Here is a 13,464-nt window from a genome sequence, read left to right as displayed (position 1 = left end):
ATGGCTCAATCAGATACAATCTTGGATTTAAAAAACGTATCGAAAACTTTCTATCCTGGTTCAATTAATCAAGTGGAAGCTCTGAAAGACATCAATTTAACTGTAAAACGTGGCGAATTTATCACATTAGTCGGTGGAAACGGCGCAGGTAAGTCAACCTTATTAAATGCTATCTCAGGATATTTTTTCCCAGACAGCGGCAGCATATCCATTAACGGATATGAAATTACTTTTTTAAAAGAAGAAAGACGCGCTCCCTATATTAGTCGTGTATTCCAAGATCCTAAAATGGGTACTGCTCCAAGGATGACCGTTCTTGAAAATTTATCACTTGCTTATCGAAGGGGAGAACGTAGAGGGTTGCGATTGGGAAGTTCACCTGACGAGAGAGAGTTTTATCATCAGCAATTACAAACGCTTGGGTTAGGTCTTGAAAAGCGTATGGACGCTGAAATTGGCCTTCTATCGGGTGGTCAACGTCAATCTATCGCTCTATTGATGGCGACTTTAAAACGTCCAGACATTTTACTTTTAGACGAGCATACTGCTGCTCTTGATCCCAAAACAGCTAAATTAGTTTTAGAATTAACTGATCATAAGGTGAAGGAAATGGATTTAACAAGTATTATGATTACCCATAATCTCCAAGACGCTTTAACTTACGGAAATCGTATGTTGGTGCTCCATCACGGACAAATCGTTAAAGATTACTCTCAAGAAGAGAAGAACCAGTTGACTACTGAATCGCTTTTCTCAGAACTCCAATCACTTGCGATGAGTGATACTCTTATTTAAATTTCCAAGAAACATCTCAAGTATATTATAGAGATGTTTCTTTTTTATTATTCGGATTTAAGACGTTATCTCTCTTAATCGACCTCTTTATTCTTCTGAATCATAAACGACGTTAAGAAATTACAATATACATTCCATATTTCTTTGAATAATGTTAAGATATATCCATAATATTCGAAGGAGAATCAGTAAATGGAGTTATTGGAAAATGAAATCCGTAAGAATGGCCAAGTATTGGATGGTGGAGTACTAAAAGTAGACAACTTTTTAAATCATCAGATTGATCCAAAACTTATGCAAGAATTAGGAAATGAATTTGCTCGATTATTTCAAAATACAGGAGTCACTAAAATTCTAACGGTTGAAACATCAGGAATCGCACCCGCAGTTTTCGCTGGTTTAGAATTAGGAGTGCCGGTTGTTTTTGGACGAAAGAATAAAAGTTTAACTCTACAAGATAATATGTATACAACGAATGTATATTCCTATACAAAACAAGTCTCCAATGAAATTTCTATCTCTAAAGATTATTTATCGACAGACGACAAAGTTTTATTGATTGATGACTTCTTAGCAAATGGCCAGGCAATTGCAGGATTGTTATCCTTATGCAAAAGCGCAGGAGCAAATGTAGTGGGCATTGGTATTGTAATTGAGAAATCATTCCAAAAAGGTCGCCGATGGATCGAAGAAACCGGTATTCCAATTGAGTCTCTTGCAAGAATTGCTAGTTTAGAAAATAATGAAGTTGTTTTTGTTGGCGAGGATACAAAGAATGTCGAATGATTCCTTATTTCATACTGAAATTGTGAATGAAGATGGTATTTCAGGAGAAGCCTATGTCAAAAATGGTTTACATGTAACTGTCAGTGATCCAACACAAACTGGTGAAGGAACCAATCCGGAAGAATTACTAGGCTTATCTTGGGCAACTTGTTTAAATGCTACCTTACAAGCAATTTTGAAAGGGCGCGGTTCAAAGTCTCGAAGTAAAGTTGAGGTTGCAGTGGATTATAAACGTGAAGAGACTGGGTTTGGTTTTTACTTTGAATTAACTGCAATTATTTCTATTGAAAATACATCTTTAGAAGATTCCGAAAGATTTATGAAAATTGCACATCGAAAATGTCCTGTTTCTAAAATTATCGGAGAATACCCACACATAAGCATGAAAGTAGTACCGTACATTTCGTAACGGTGCTTTTTTTCGTATTGGTACGTAAAAACTATGTTAAAATTAATTTGAGAACATGAAAATAATCTGATTCAAGTAAAGAAGTGTCTATACAGGAGATGATGAAGTGTTAAACGGAAAAAGAGTTACAGTGTTTGTTACCGGAGGAATAGCTGCCTATAAATCAGCGGATCTGGTAAGAAGATTTATTAAAGCGGGTGCAGAAGTACGAGTAGCAATGACCAAGAGTGCTTGTGAGTTCATTCAACCCTTAACGTTTCAAGTTTTATCAAAACACAATGTACTGGTTGATACATTTGACGAGAAAGATGCGGAGGTTGTATCCCACATAAACCTTGCAGACTGGACTGAATTGGCTGTCATTGCTCCTGCAACAGCTAACATTATAGCAAAGATGGCTAATGGAATAGCTGATGATGTTGTTTCTACCACTTTATTAGCCATTACAGCGCCTCGATTGATTGTACCAGCAATGAACCAACATATGTTGGAAAATCCTGCTACCCAAGCTAACATAAGCAAATTAGAAAACTTTGGATATACAGTGCTCGAACCAGATACTGGTTTCCTTGCTGAAGGATACGAAGGGAAAGGGCGTATGCCTGAACCTGAATCAATTGTAAACTCTGCTCAGTTATTATTGATTGAAAAGACAACAAACTTACCATTGAAAGGAAAAAAAGTTCTCGTTTCAGCAGGTGGAACGAGAGAACGAATTGATCCAGTTCGTTATTTGACAAATGAATCTTCCGGAAAAATGGGACATAGCATCGCAGAAGCAGCGCGAGATTTAGGAGCAAAGGTCACACTAGTGACTGCGTCTAAATTAGAATATCCGTTCGGAGTTGAAACAATTCCAGTATCGAGTGCACGCGAAATGCAAGAAATCATTATGAAAGATTTTGATACAACAGATATTGTAGTCATGGCTGCAGCAGTATCAGATTATCGACCAAAGCATCAAGCTGATCATAAAATCAAAAAGACAGAAGATGATTTGCAAATATTATTAGAAGAAAACCCAGATATCTTAGCAACGATGGGCAATCAAAAGAACAAGCAATTTCTAATCGGTTTTGCTGCAGAAACTGATCGCGTTGAAGAATATGCAAAAGGAAAACTTATCCGTAAAAAAGCAGATATGATTGTAGCAAATGATGTATCCAAAGAACACGCTGGATTTAATAAAGATACAAATGAAGTAATTATTTTCCAAACAAATAAAAATCCAATTCATATTGAAACGAAATCAAAAAAAGAAGTTGCCAAAGACATTTTATTAGAAGCAATAAAATCAATTCAACAAATATAATTATTTTTTTATAAAATAAAGTGATAGAAAAATCGAAAAAACCGTAATTTTATCAAAGCAGTGCGAACGAGCGCTAAAAATGTCAAAATTATCGGTTTTTTTGTATTTGCTAGTTTGATTAATGCTTATTAATAACTTGGCATAATATATATTATGTAAACTAGAATCTAATTTTAAAAAAGAGATTTGCTAAATGTAACTAATAAGCCTCTTTCCTCTCTATTATAACCATTCAAATGCTTTTCTATCGTTTGACTTTAGATAGTTCATCATCTCAATTAAACTCATTTAAACAGTCCATAAAAGTTATGTGATTGTCTTGATACACTATCTGGCAGTAACCACAATATAGTTTGGACACTTACAGCAATCATCAACAAAGATTGCATGACCAGATAGTTGTTATTTAGATTCTCTAAATATTAAAAGAAAGCTCGCAAAGCATTAAAAACAATGGTCGACATAAACATCGAATGATTGTATTTTTGTACAAATACACTGTAAAAAATCAAGATTATGAGATGAATTGACCCAGCAATCCATAATGTATTTGGCGCGAAAGAATTTTATCTGCAAAGCAATTCCTACTACAAATGTTGCTAGATGAATCTTAAAAGTCTTTTCTAAACTCATTCTATATGCAATTCCTTTCATTTTCAACGAACAAACTCCTGGATAACATCGATTATTGTTTCAGTAAAGAATATAGCCAGCCAAAAATAATATGTTGAGAAATTTTTTTGCTAAAGATAATGGCAGGTATCAAAATCATTACCGGATGTAGTTTAAAATAATACAACCCCAGATATATCAACATCAAATATACAATAGTTATAAGAACTTTTTTGAACCACATCATGATAGTCCCCCTTCTTTTCTATCTGTTTACTCTAGTAATAACAAAGTTACTTATTCAAGCTAAAGGATATCCATTTCATTTGCTCTTCCCACTTTATCAAAATCTGAGGAGTATTTTGAAATTGCCCGTCAAAAAGTTCTTTCTATACATTAGAACCAATCAAATTCTCTTTTGCTTTTTAATTCCAACTCGATACCCTTCTCCTTTTTTTCCTGTCTAAATTCCTTTAAAGAGGAATATGTTGTAACTTCACGTGTTTCTTTTTCAACAATAAGGTATTCTAGCTCTTTGGAATTTAATTCAACCAGATAACTGCCAATGATATATCGATCATCCCAATTCACTTTAACTAGTCTGTCTGTAAACACAATATAGTTACCGGCATCATCGTCATACACAATTTGCGAAAATTTAGCAGACATTGTTTCAACACGATAGTATTCATCTATTTTTATTTGATGAGCAGCTGGAGAAGTATTTGGTGCACGATAACTATTATTTGGATTTTCTCTATGAATAAGCCACACACTAATACCTACTAAAAAAAATACAATTAATGAAAAAGTTCCTATTGTTTTTCTCATTTTTCTTCCGATCAAATTCTATCCCTCACTCTAAAATTTCATTTTTTTGCGATAATACTTTAGTTATAGTTATTCTTAACCCGCTATGTAATTATTCAGATGTTTCCGTCTTTTGAATTAAGTTTTTCATTTTCTGTTTATTTAACAATGGGCAAAATTCTTTCCAGGTTGTTCGCCATCTTTGCAGTAAGAATCCTATTGTATTTTATTTTTTAAGTATCTACTTCAGGAGGGTTTTATAGTCATGGTTATTTTCTACATAAATAATACATTTTTAGTGAATTTGGTTCCTGAATTTTAAGAATCCATATATGCATGTTAAGACTAACAATTGAAATGGTATAACAAGTAACTGCGTTAGATTTCCTTGAGGAGCTTCAAAAATTGCTGCCAAGCTTATATTTAATAGGAATAGTATTGAAAAAAAACCGAAAGTCATCATTATCAGACCGGTAAAAAAAGGACGAACTCTTTTTGTGAGCAAAAATATCATACATAACAGTGAAATGATTATAAAAGCACTCTCGAATTGCAGTGAATAATTAGAAACTGCCGATAATCTTTCAATTTCTGCCTTGCTTACTTGAAACACTGAAGATTCGGTAATGTCATATCCCATAGACTTTAGAACATTTGGTTTGTTTATTTCAGCGGTAACATAAAAGATATTTATGATTGCAAGTAGTAAAAAGCTAAAATAAACTGGGTAGTTTGATTTTGCAAAAATCTGTTTGTTAATTTTACTCCTTATCAAGATATTACCTCCATTCAATTATTGTTTTTTCTAAGTTGGTCACTCTTAACGGACTACCATCCCAATTATTCAATTCAGCAACATATTCTTCATCTAACTCTTTACTAGATAGATAGCAAGGCTTGATGCTCTGCTGTTCAGCAGAAACTAGCATGTTATTCACCTCATAATCATTATAACATCATTCATGCTTCATACGACGATAATACTTTTTAATCTGCTTTCAAAAAAACTTACTAAGGTGTTCGGGTTTGATGATATCGTTCGAAGTTATACCAATCATCTACCCCACTCTTGATATAAGTTTTAAATAACTTGACTATTTGATTAATAACTTTATAATATGAAGTGACTTTAAATTATAAAGTAAACAGGAGTGATGAACATGGAAAACAAACAAAAAGCGATTAACGATATCAATTTTATTAAAGAAGCGATTGATAAAACCAAAAAGAATAATCATTCAATCAAAAAGATTTTTCTTTTATATGGATCAGTGAATATATTGTTGCTTATAGTGAGCTTTTTTGTGAGTTTAGTAATCTCAGACTTATCAAAGGTAGCTATTCTCTCTCTTATCAGCAATCTTTTAGGGTATGTGATTATTACAGCTTCTCTTTTTTATATCTCCACTAGAGAAAAGAACCATACAAATATCTTTTTCCGTGTATTTATTTCAATGTTTTTCTTTGTTGCAGTGTTAATACCATTAATACTACTCTTGATGAGAGCTTTTGTCGCGTTTATTGATATTGGATCCCCTGAAACACTCTTTATTCTTAATCAAATGAGTGAATTTTTGATGATTTTTATTTTTTCCATCTCACTTATGATTGTTGGAAAAACCAATGAAAGTCGTATTTTTAACATTTTAAGCATTTTAAATGTCATTACTTATTTACTACTGTTTTTACTTAATACTAGTTTGGGGTCTAATCAATTTATAAGTGCGCAGTATAGTAGTCTATACTATGGCATAGTAACTTCTATAGGCTATATACTCTTAACAATTTTTCTATCAAAAAATAAAGGTGATTAAATAATAAAATGAATATAAATGAAATTTCGGAAGCTTTTAGTTCTAAATTAAGACTCGCTATAATTAGCAGCCTTGTAAATCAAAATATGGTCTTCTCAGATTTAAAGGAAGCTACTGGAGCAACAGATGGCAATTTAAGTGTACAGTTAAAGAAACTTAATAACTGGGGTTTTATTAATACGAAAAAAGTTCGCTACATGGATAAACTTTTAACATCATATAGTCTGACAAAAAATGGAAAAACAGAATTTGAAAATTATGTATTACTACTGGAGTCAATTCTAAAAAAGGAAGGAGAAGAAAAGGAATAAACATTTTAAACCGTTCTTGAATGCATTCTGTTTTTCTTTTTTAATATATTAATTTGGAAGAATTTTGATGAAAAAGGGAATTGTTTTCTTTAGTATTTTAACAATGTTTTTGGGCTCGATGTCACTAGTTTCTGCGGATCAAATTAACACAGAAAATGAATATATTCAAATTTGGGAAGATATAAATGATGAGTATAATTTGAATATGCCACTACATTATGTTCATGAAAATAAAATATCGATAGAAGAGTTTGAATCTAAAGCTAGAGAAATTATAAAAACAGAAAGAGAGCTTAAGGTTGTCTGTTTCTAAACCCACCTACAACAGAGATATTCAATTTTATTTATAATTTTGATCTAAAAATGTTAGTAAAAAATACTCCCTTCAAACTAATGATAGGGAGTATGTTCCAATTTGAAATCCTATTTTAATAAAGTGATTAACTGTGCTTATGATAAATAAAATTGTGGCCTAACCATCTGGAGCACCAATCTCTATGATATGTCTCTGAATCTAAATTCCAACCAATATCTCTTAAAGTTTGAATTTGCTCTTCCGTACCTGTGCTTAAATCTAAATCCGGCGCCAAATAAATTATGTTACCATTTTCACCTACATCTTCAATCGGTATCTCGGTATCGTTGAAGCCAAACAACGTAACCGCAGCAATCGTAGTCAATAAAAAATTAAACATACTTTCACTCTCCTTTTTTAATACGTTCACATGATAACGTTTTCACAAAGGTTGCTCAAGTATTATAAAAAAATTAAAGGTTATATGGTATTATACTGGAAAAGGAGAGATGGAAAATGTATATTAATAATCTATTAGTAAGCTTTTTTTTAACAATATTTATTTGTCAAATTAAGCGAGACAACTGCTCTTCATTTACATAACTCAAAAAGACTTCCAATGGTGTCTGGTAGTTCAGTGATTTTCTGGGTATATGATTTCTTTTTGAAGCCACAGAGGAGATGAAATCCTGATTGACTTGATTGAAATCCATTTCTTTCGGTAGGCCATCTTTTCGAAGGAGACCATTTGAGTGTTCGTTTAAACCTCGTTGTGATGGTGTTCCTGGGTCTGCGAAATAAATAGCTATATCATTCGTATTACTGATATTTTTCCAATTTGAGAACTCTTTACCACAATCGAAAGTAATCGATTTAAAGAGATTTTTAGGAACCGATTGAAACCAAGTATTCGTTGCTTTTTCAATATCGATTGCTTTACGACCTTCAGGTTTCAAAGCAATAATGACTTTTGAAAGGCGTTCAACGAGGGTGATGACGGCACTTTTATGATTGACACCGACAATCGTGTCGCCTTCTAGATGCCCGAACTCTGTTTCAAAAGAAGCATAATCCGTTTCTCGCTCAGCGATATTTCGTTTGAATGCTTGTTTTCCACGACGTTCTTGATGACCGTTTGGTTTTCGTTTCCCTTGCATGGGTAACTTACTTTGATCAAACTCACCATTTTTAAAACGACGATATAAGGTACGGACAGAACATGAAATTGAAAACTCACCTCGTCCAACAATCACATCCGGGGTCCAGCCTTGAGTTGTCTTGTCTTCGATGTATTCTTTTTCTGCTTTGGGTATTTCAATCGGCTTTCTTCCACAACGTTTTTTATTTTTCTTATACTGTTCGAGGTATTCGAGAGCCGTTTTTCCTTGTTTAAGAAAATGATAAACATTGTAAATGGCCTGTCTACCACGCTTAAGTTTCTTGGCAACGAAAGCAACGGGTGTTTCTTGATGAAAATATGCCTCTATAATTACGAGTTCATTTGGTGTAAGATGGGTATAGGTCATTTATGTTCACTCTCCCTGTATTCTTTCGACGGAATTACAATTTGAGTGTAACATAAATGATTTTTTTATTTGTCTCGCTTAATTTTACAATCGGCGAATTATAATATTGTATGTTTTTTGTATCTTTTATCGTCAATCTAAAAAAAAGAAATTAAATAATGGATTTATAGTAGTTCTTCATATGGTTGTATTGGCACTATATTTTACTAACAGTTTTTCTCTGCCATATGTGTTTTTTGATACAATATGGTGGACAATGACAGGAGCTGGCATCATCTGTTGTATTAATCTTTTCAAAGAAAAATCGAAATGGTTATTTTTGTTAGTTCCCTCCACATTTATTTTCATTCAAATTTTACCTATAACCCTGTTGTTAAACGATATGTAAGAAATACTATAATTTTCAACTGAGAAGAAAACTAATAGGAGCCCGTTATTTTGTAACCTGAATAATTCATAATTTTTCTGAAAACTTTCAAAAACCTTACAATAGAGCCTCTGTTTCATGGACTTTTCCACACCTTTGGGGTGTAAAAAAGAACCCCAATCTGTTATGGTTAAGGCGACTAAACTAAACCAAGAAAGGGGTTCTCTCAATGGCTACATTACATGAAAAACGCGTAAATTTCAACTTAAAAATGGTGGTAACTAATACTAGTGGAAATCTCTCTACGGATTCTAGTTTGTATAGTAGTAAAAGAATTTATGGACTCGATTGGCTTCTCAAATTTAGCCAAATAGTTTCTTACTTTTAGAGATAGCCGAAGCTGCGGGGTTCATGACAACATTTCCTTGCTGGATCAACTCTTGTTCCAACTGATTGCCGAATATCCTGCCGATTCTTCTGCTAAATGATCTGAATACTTCGTTTTATTCAAATGAGAAACGAAGTGTTCCATGGCAAATAGACCATAAAGTTGTTGAGCGGGCAATCCACTTTCCTTGAATTAAGTTTTTCATTTTTTGCTTACTGAACAGCAGACAAAATCCTCTCTTCAACTAATTTCTCGATTTTAAATCTTTTTGCATACGTTTCTAAACGTTCAAGATTCCTATCCTCCCTATCTAAGTAATCATCTACCATTTCATCGACTAGTCCAGGTGTCACATTTTCATATCGGAGCATATCAATCATTGTTTTTTCTAAGTTGGTTACTCTTAATGGATTACTATCCCAACTATTCAATTCAACAACATATTCTTCATCTAACTCTTTACTAGATAGATAGTAAGGCTTGATGCTCTGCTGTTCAGCAGAAACCAGGTGGTAACCTCTTGGAAATGACATGTGATAAAGAAATGGATAATTGGTAGTTAACCAGTGCAGCATGACAGCTGTTTCATGAGAATAAACACTTTTAGGATATTTCAATTGAAGGATATAAAGATCATCTTAATGTGATTCATCTAACAAATAAATACCTCTAGAGTGCTTTTTAATATCGTCACGTTCTACTGCTTTCCTTAAAGTAGAATCATCGAAACCCGTTTGTTTCGCCATCAAGATACCATTGTTATCAATAAATAATTGTGTAAGTTTGGATTGAATCATATCGTTCACCTCATAATCATTATAACATCATTCACGCTTCATACAACAATAATGTTATGTCACTAAAAATGAATTTGAATCACCATACTTTTACATTCCAATTTTGTGCCACCCTATTGTGCTTTTTAATCCCATGATATAACTGCTTTCAGAAAAAACTAATAGGGTATACCCTATTGGGTTTTTCTGAAAAATATTAACTCTATTCTAACTTTTCGATTTACTGATTTTACTTTCTAAGGCTGTTTCAATCGATGTTAATATTATTAGGAAACCCTTATTAAGGGTCTGCGATAAATCTGCCTTCTTTTTAACTAAAAATTTTTTTCTACATTCAATCAAAACGTCGTAAGATGAATTTAATAAAGATAGGAAGTAACACTAGAATGATTATTCCAATCAATAACATTTGCAGACCAGAAAGGTTGAAATAGATACTAGAATCACTTACATAATTTATTTGAAATTCAGGAAGAATATTGTCTGTAGCTTCAGGGTTAACATAAGCTGGGATATCAATCAAAACACGTGAATAGGAATCAGAATTAGCGAGTTCGTCACCTTCTAAAGTAAAACTTTGTAGAGAATTCATAACTGGGGTCGGTTTCTTAACAATTTCCCAATCTTCATCCACATTTGACTTAGTAAGCATGATACTACTTATGGGAGTGATTGGTCGGAGGTAGCCCCCTATTTTAACACTTAAAGAGTCGTTGTACTTGACCTTCATCGGCTCTTTAAAAGAATAATCAATAATAGTATGAGAATTAATATCAGTACCATCATCATGCATATAAGTATACACTGAGAACTCCATTTTATCGTTTATAGCTTTAGTTTTTTTGCTTATTGGGCTCACGATTTTTTCTGCATGGGTTACTGCTCTAACCTCTACAAGTTCACTGTCTAAAAGGTTTCCCTCTAAGTAATCAAACAGGAATGCGTATTGATCTTGGTTGGAAACGTGAGTGGTTGATAAAGCTGATGTATCACAAATTATAAAAATAAATAGAGTAAGGAGGAACGATATCTTAATAAAATTCGTTAATTTATCAATATAAGATTTATTTATTTTGTTCACATCGTTTCCTCCTTATTCTTGTGTTCAAAAATCAATGGCTGGGTTTTTGTAATTCTTAAACTAGTAGGTCTATAAAGTTTAGAATCCCATGTCAACTGTTTCGTAAACCTTATTAATGCTTTCCTGGGTAATACCAATATATCGTAATGTGACAGCTTGAGATGAATGCTGAAAAATGGTTTGCAATAAACTGATGTCTATCCCCTGCTTATAAGACCAGTATCCGAAGGTCTTTCTCAGGGAGTGGGCGCTTAATGGCGTAATCCCAATCATATCACCGGCATAAGAGATGATGCGGTGAGCTTGCATACGTTGGATGGGCTTTGATGGATTTTTCTCCGAATAAAACAAATAATCATTCGAGCTTAGTTTTTCTGTTTTAGCATATAATTTAATGGATTGCCTCAACTTGGGATGTAAATAAATCATTTTCTTCTTTTTCGTTTTCTTTTCTTGTACCCATACATATTCTCGCTTGTGTACATCCCCGACTTTGAAACTCAGAATGTCGCTGATACGTAAACCGGTACGCAAACCGAATTCTAAGAGTAGCCGATTTTTCGAATTGGACGGATATACTTCCATTAGATTTTTAAGTTGCTTTTTTTGCTTGATTGGATATGTAAAATTCATGGATATCGATTCCTTTATATTCTTATCTTGTGATTTATTGAACTTTCATTATTAATCTAGCTGTAGACTCTTATCATGCTAATTTTTATGCTTAGAAAGCGTTTTTTTGACAAAGAATCACTTTTTGCATCTATAATGTACCATATTTTCCATTGTTATAGCAATATTTCCTAGGATACACAATTGGAATTGTGTATCATGTATTCATCGATTATTCGAGACGACATTTTAAGAGATTCTAAGACGATTTCAAACTTGTTAATGAGTAAGCGTCTACTAAACATCGTTAAAACAGCTTATTTAGAAAACGTAAAAAAGACCTCGCTTAAGAGGCCTTTAGGATATCTTATATACAATTAATTTTGAATATATTCTTGAATCAACTTAAATGTGTTTTCAATCGCATCCACATGAGTTCGTTCCATACCATGGCTGCTTGCAACCCCTGGTCCAATAAGCGCTGCTCTGATATTTGCGCCACCACTCAGCGCTGCGGATGCATCACTTCCATACATTGGGTAAATATCAACAGCGAAATCTAACTCTTTGTCCTTAGCAAAGTTAATTAAACGCGTTGTCATTTCATAATCATAAGGACCAGATGAATCTTTGGCACAAATGGAAACGTCATATTCCGTACAGTCTAAATCAAGTCCGATACATCCCATATCAACAGCTAAGAGTTCGGTAATATCTTCAGGAATCCAAGCAGCTCCATGACCCACTTCTTCATATGTTGAAAAAATGAACTTCAAATTTGTAGTTGGCACTATGCCTTCTTCTTTCAGCATTTTTAAAATACTCACCAGAATGGCTACAGAAGCTTTATCATCTAAAAATCGTGACTTAATAAAACCAGAATCAGTCACCATCACTTTAGGGTCATAGGCAATGATATCGCCATTTTGGATACCAAGTTTTTGTACATCCTCTTCTTCCTTTACACGTTCATCGATTTTAACAACCAGATTGTCTACATCACGTTCCTTTGTAGATGCATCTTTGAATACGTGAATAGAAGGTGAATTGGATAAGATTGTTCCCGTATAAACTTTCCCATCTCGTGTAATGATTTCACAGTATTCACCATCTAGTGTTGGTGTTAATGGACCACCTAATTTAGTCAAAGCTAATGTTCCATCACTGTTAATGGAACGGACCATTAATCCTAAAGTATCAACGTGTGCGCTTAAACCACGAGTTTGATGACGATCCTTTCCATCTACATGAACAATCAAGTTTCCTTTAGGGGTATCCATTGTTTCATAACCAATTGATTCGATTGTTTCCCTTAAAAAATCAATCGCATTTTTTGTAAAGCCTGATGGGCTGTTAATGGAAAGTAATTCTTCTAAAAATGAAATCGTTGCTTCTTTTTTAAACATAAATGTGTGACACTCCTTTGCGATATGAAAGAAAAAACATTCTACACCGTTTCTTCTTTCTCTTTCACTTATATTATACCTTTACTCGTCATACATGTGCCACACTGATTTCTTGATTTATCTTTCTTCTAGCGTCTCCAATG

At 33.3% G+C, this 13,464-nt stretch carries 17 protein-coding genes and 1 pseudogene; 8 read left to right on the top strand and 10 right to left on the bottom strand.

Features of this window, described 5'->3' with window-relative positions; translation table 11 throughout:
• The 4 genes from EJN90_RS12585 to coaBC all read left to right on the top strand — a co-directional run bounded on the left by EJN90_RS12585 (position 1) and on the right by coaBC (position 3,302).
• A complete protein-coding gene (locus tag EJN90_RS12585) occupies positions 1 to 795 on the top strand; it encodes an ABC transporter ATP-binding protein (protein WP_126111791.1) in 795 nt (264 codons plus the stop codon).
• A 192-nt stretch (positions 796 to 987) separates the two neighbouring features.
• Positions 988 to 1,581: a xanthine phosphoribosyltransferase gene (locus EJN90_RS12580; protein WP_126111789.1), complete on the top strand. Its 594-nt coding sequence runs from the start codon at positions 988 to 990 to the stop codon at positions 1,579 to 1,581.
• Positions 1,571 to 1,990, top strand: coding sequence for an OsmC family protein (locus EJN90_RS12575; protein ID WP_126111787.1), 420 nt, complete (start codon positions 1,571 to 1,573; stop codon positions 1,988 to 1,990). Before EJN90_RS12580 ends, EJN90_RS12575 begins: the two co-directional genes overlap by 11 nt.
• 106 nt (positions 1,991 to 2,096) lie before the next feature.
• Entirely contained in the window at positions 2,097 to 3,302 is a 1,206-nt protein-coding gene (gene coaBC / locus EJN90_RS12570; protein ID WP_126111785.1) for a bifunctional phosphopantothenoylcysteine decarboxylase/phosphopantothenate--cysteine ligase CoaBC, read from the top strand.
• Between the two features lie 1,008 nt (positions 3,303 to 4,310).
• Here coaBC and EJN90_RS12565 read toward each other — a convergent pair.
• From EJN90_RS12565 to EJN90_RS13935, 3 genes are all read right to left on the bottom strand, one after another.
• Complete coding sequence (locus tag EJN90_RS12565) at positions 4,311 to 4,760, bottom strand: hypothetical protein (RefSeq protein ID WP_126111783.1); 450 nt, start codon at positions 4,758 to 4,760, stop codon at positions 4,311 to 4,313.
• A gap of 259 nt (positions 4,761 to 5,019) precedes the next feature.
• A complete protein-coding gene (locus EJN90_RS12560; protein WP_126111781.1) occupies positions 5,020 to 5,499 on the bottom strand; it encodes a hypothetical protein in 480 nt (159 codons plus the stop codon).
• Positions 5,500 to 5,503: 4 nt separating this feature from the next.
• Positions 5,504 to 5,653: a hypothetical protein gene (locus EJN90_RS13935; RefSeq protein WP_164544089.1), complete on the bottom strand. Its 150-nt coding sequence runs from the start codon at positions 5,651 to 5,653 to the stop codon at positions 5,504 to 5,506.
• A gap of 231 nt (positions 5,654 to 5,884) precedes the next feature.
• On the opposite strand from EJN90_RS13935, the gene EJN90_RS12555 reads away from it, so the two are divergent.
• The 3 genes from EJN90_RS12555 to EJN90_RS12545 all read left to right on the top strand — a co-directional run bounded on the left by EJN90_RS12555 (position 5,885) and on the right by EJN90_RS12545 (position 7,162).
• Positions 5,885 to 6,538 carry a hypothetical protein gene (locus tag EJN90_RS12555; protein ID WP_126111779.1) on the top strand — a complete coding sequence of 218 codons (654 nt, stop codon included), beginning with the start codon at positions 5,885 to 5,887 and terminating at the stop codon, positions 6,536 to 6,538.
• A gap of 8 nt (positions 6,539 to 6,546) precedes the next feature.
• The gene (locus EJN90_RS12550) at positions 6,547 to 6,849 is read left to right on the top strand and encodes a transcriptional regulator (RefSeq protein ID WP_126111774.1); all 303 of its coding nucleotides are present in this window, start codon (positions 6,547 to 6,549) and stop codon (positions 6,847 to 6,849) included.
• 67 nt (positions 6,850 to 6,916) lie between these two features.
• Positions 6,917 to 7,162: a P-loop NTPase family protein gene (locus EJN90_RS12545; RefSeq protein WP_126111768.1), complete on the top strand. Its 246-nt coding sequence runs from the start codon at positions 6,917 to 6,919 to the stop codon at positions 7,160 to 7,162.
• Between the two features lie 127 nt (positions 7,163 to 7,289).
• Here EJN90_RS12545 and EJN90_RS12540 read toward each other — a convergent pair whose 3' ends face one another.
• Both EJN90_RS12540 and EJN90_RS12535 read right to left on the bottom strand, forming a co-directional pair.
• Positions 7,290 to 7,544 (bottom strand): hypothetical protein, encoded by a 255-nt coding sequence (locus EJN90_RS12540; protein WP_126111766.1) that lies wholly within the window; start codon positions 7,542 to 7,544, stop codon positions 7,290 to 7,292.
• Between the two features lie 166 nt (positions 7,545 to 7,710).
• A complete protein-coding gene (locus EJN90_RS12535; RefSeq protein ID WP_126111764.1) occupies positions 7,711 to 8,670 on the bottom strand; it encodes an IS30 family transposase in 960 nt (319 codons plus the stop codon).
• Positions 8,671 to 9,266: 596 nt separating this feature from the next.
• Between EJN90_RS12535 and EJN90_RS14190 the strand changes: the two are divergent.
• Positions 9,267 to 9,519, top strand: a pseudogene (locus EJN90_RS14190) (transposase); the annotation flags it as partial.
• Positions 9,520 to 9,637: 118 nt separating this feature from the next.
• Here the strand turns inward: EJN90_RS14190 and EJN90_RS12530 are convergent.
• From EJN90_RS12530 to EJN90_RS12515, 5 genes are all read right to left on the bottom strand, one after another.
• Entirely contained in the window at positions 9,638 to 10,000 is a 363-nt protein-coding gene (locus EJN90_RS12530; RefSeq protein WP_126111762.1) for a type IV toxin-antitoxin system AbiEi family antitoxin domain-containing protein, read from the bottom strand.
• 63 nt (positions 10,001 to 10,063) lie between these two features.
• On the bottom strand, positions 10,064 to 10,222 hold the full coding sequence (locus EJN90_RS13930) for a type IV toxin-antitoxin system AbiEi family antitoxin domain-containing protein (RefSeq protein WP_164544088.1): 159 nt from the start codon (positions 10,220 to 10,222) through the stop codon (positions 10,064 to 10,066).
• 334 nt (positions 10,223 to 10,556) lie between these two features.
• Positions 10,557 to 11,303: a hypothetical protein gene (locus EJN90_RS12525; protein ID WP_126111760.1), complete on the bottom strand. Its 747-nt coding sequence runs from the start codon at positions 11,301 to 11,303 to the stop codon at positions 10,557 to 10,559.
• 78 nt (positions 11,304 to 11,381) lie between these two features.
• A complete protein-coding gene (locus EJN90_RS12520; protein WP_126111758.1) occupies positions 11,382 to 11,936 on the bottom strand; it encodes a tyrosine-type recombinase/integrase in 555 nt (184 codons plus the stop codon).
• 356 nt (positions 11,937 to 12,292) lie between these two features.
• Positions 12,293 to 13,321: a M42 family metallopeptidase gene (locus EJN90_RS12515; RefSeq protein WP_126111756.1), complete on the bottom strand. Its 1,029-nt coding sequence runs from the start codon at positions 13,319 to 13,321 to the stop codon at positions 12,293 to 12,295.
• Between the last annotated feature and the right edge of the window lie 143 nt (positions 13,322 to 13,464).

This window comes from Jeotgalibaca ciconiae (assembly GCF_003955755.1).
GTDB lineage: Bacteria > Bacillota > Bacilli > Lactobacillales > Aerococcaceae > Jeotgalibaca > Jeotgalibaca ciconiae.
This window is presented reverse-complemented; position numbering and strand designations above follow the sequence as displayed.

Excerpts from the sequence above, each read along its gene's own strand:
- EJN90_RS12585 (WP_126111791.1), top strand. The coding sequence starts at position 1 with ATGGCTCAATCAGATACAATCTTGGATTTAAAAAACGTATCGAAAACT.
- EJN90_RS12580 (WP_126111789.1), top strand. The coding sequence starts at position 988 with ATGGAGTTATTGGAAAATGAAATCCGTAAGAATGGCCAAGTATTGGAT.
- EJN90_RS12575 (WP_126111787.1), top strand. The coding sequence starts at position 1,571 with ATGTCGAATGATTCCTTATTTCATACTGAAATTGTGAATGAAGATGGT.
- EJN90_RS13935 (WP_164544089.1), bottom strand. The coding sequence starts at position 5,653 with ATGCTAGTTTCTGCTGAACAGCAGAGCATCAAGCCTTGCTATCTATCT.
- EJN90_RS12555 (WP_126111779.1), top strand. The coding sequence starts at position 5,885 with ATGGAAAACAAACAAAAAGCGATTAACGATATCAATTTTATTAAAGAA.
- EJN90_RS12550 (WP_126111774.1), top strand. The coding sequence starts at position 6,547 with ATGAATATAAATGAAATTTCGGAAGCTTTTAGTTCTAAATTAAGACTC.
- EJN90_RS12545 (WP_126111768.1), top strand. The coding sequence starts at position 6,917 with ATGAAAAAGGGAATTGTTTTCTTTAGTATTTTAACAATGTTTTTGGGC.
- EJN90_RS12540 (WP_126111766.1), bottom strand. The coding sequence starts at position 7,544 with ATGTTTAATTTTTTATTGACTACGATTGCTGCGGTTACGTTGTTTGGC.
- EJN90_RS12535 (WP_126111764.1), bottom strand. The coding sequence starts at position 8,670 with ATGACCTATACCCATCTTACACCAAATGAACTCGTAATTATAGAGGCA.
- EJN90_RS12530 (WP_126111762.1), bottom strand. The coding sequence starts at position 10,000 with ATGCTGCACTGGTTAACTACCAATTATCCATTTCTTTATCACATGTCA.
- EJN90_RS13930 (WP_164544088.1), bottom strand. The coding sequence starts at position 10,222 with ATGATTCAATCCAAACTTACACAATTATTTATTGATAACAATGGTATC.
- EJN90_RS12520 (WP_126111758.1), bottom strand. The coding sequence starts at position 11,936 with ATGAATTTTACATATCCAATCAAGCAAAAAAAGCAACTTAAAAATCTA.
- EJN90_RS12515 (WP_126111756.1), bottom strand. The coding sequence starts at position 13,321 with ATGTTTAAAAAAGAAGCAACGATTTCATTTTTAGAAGAATTACTTTCC.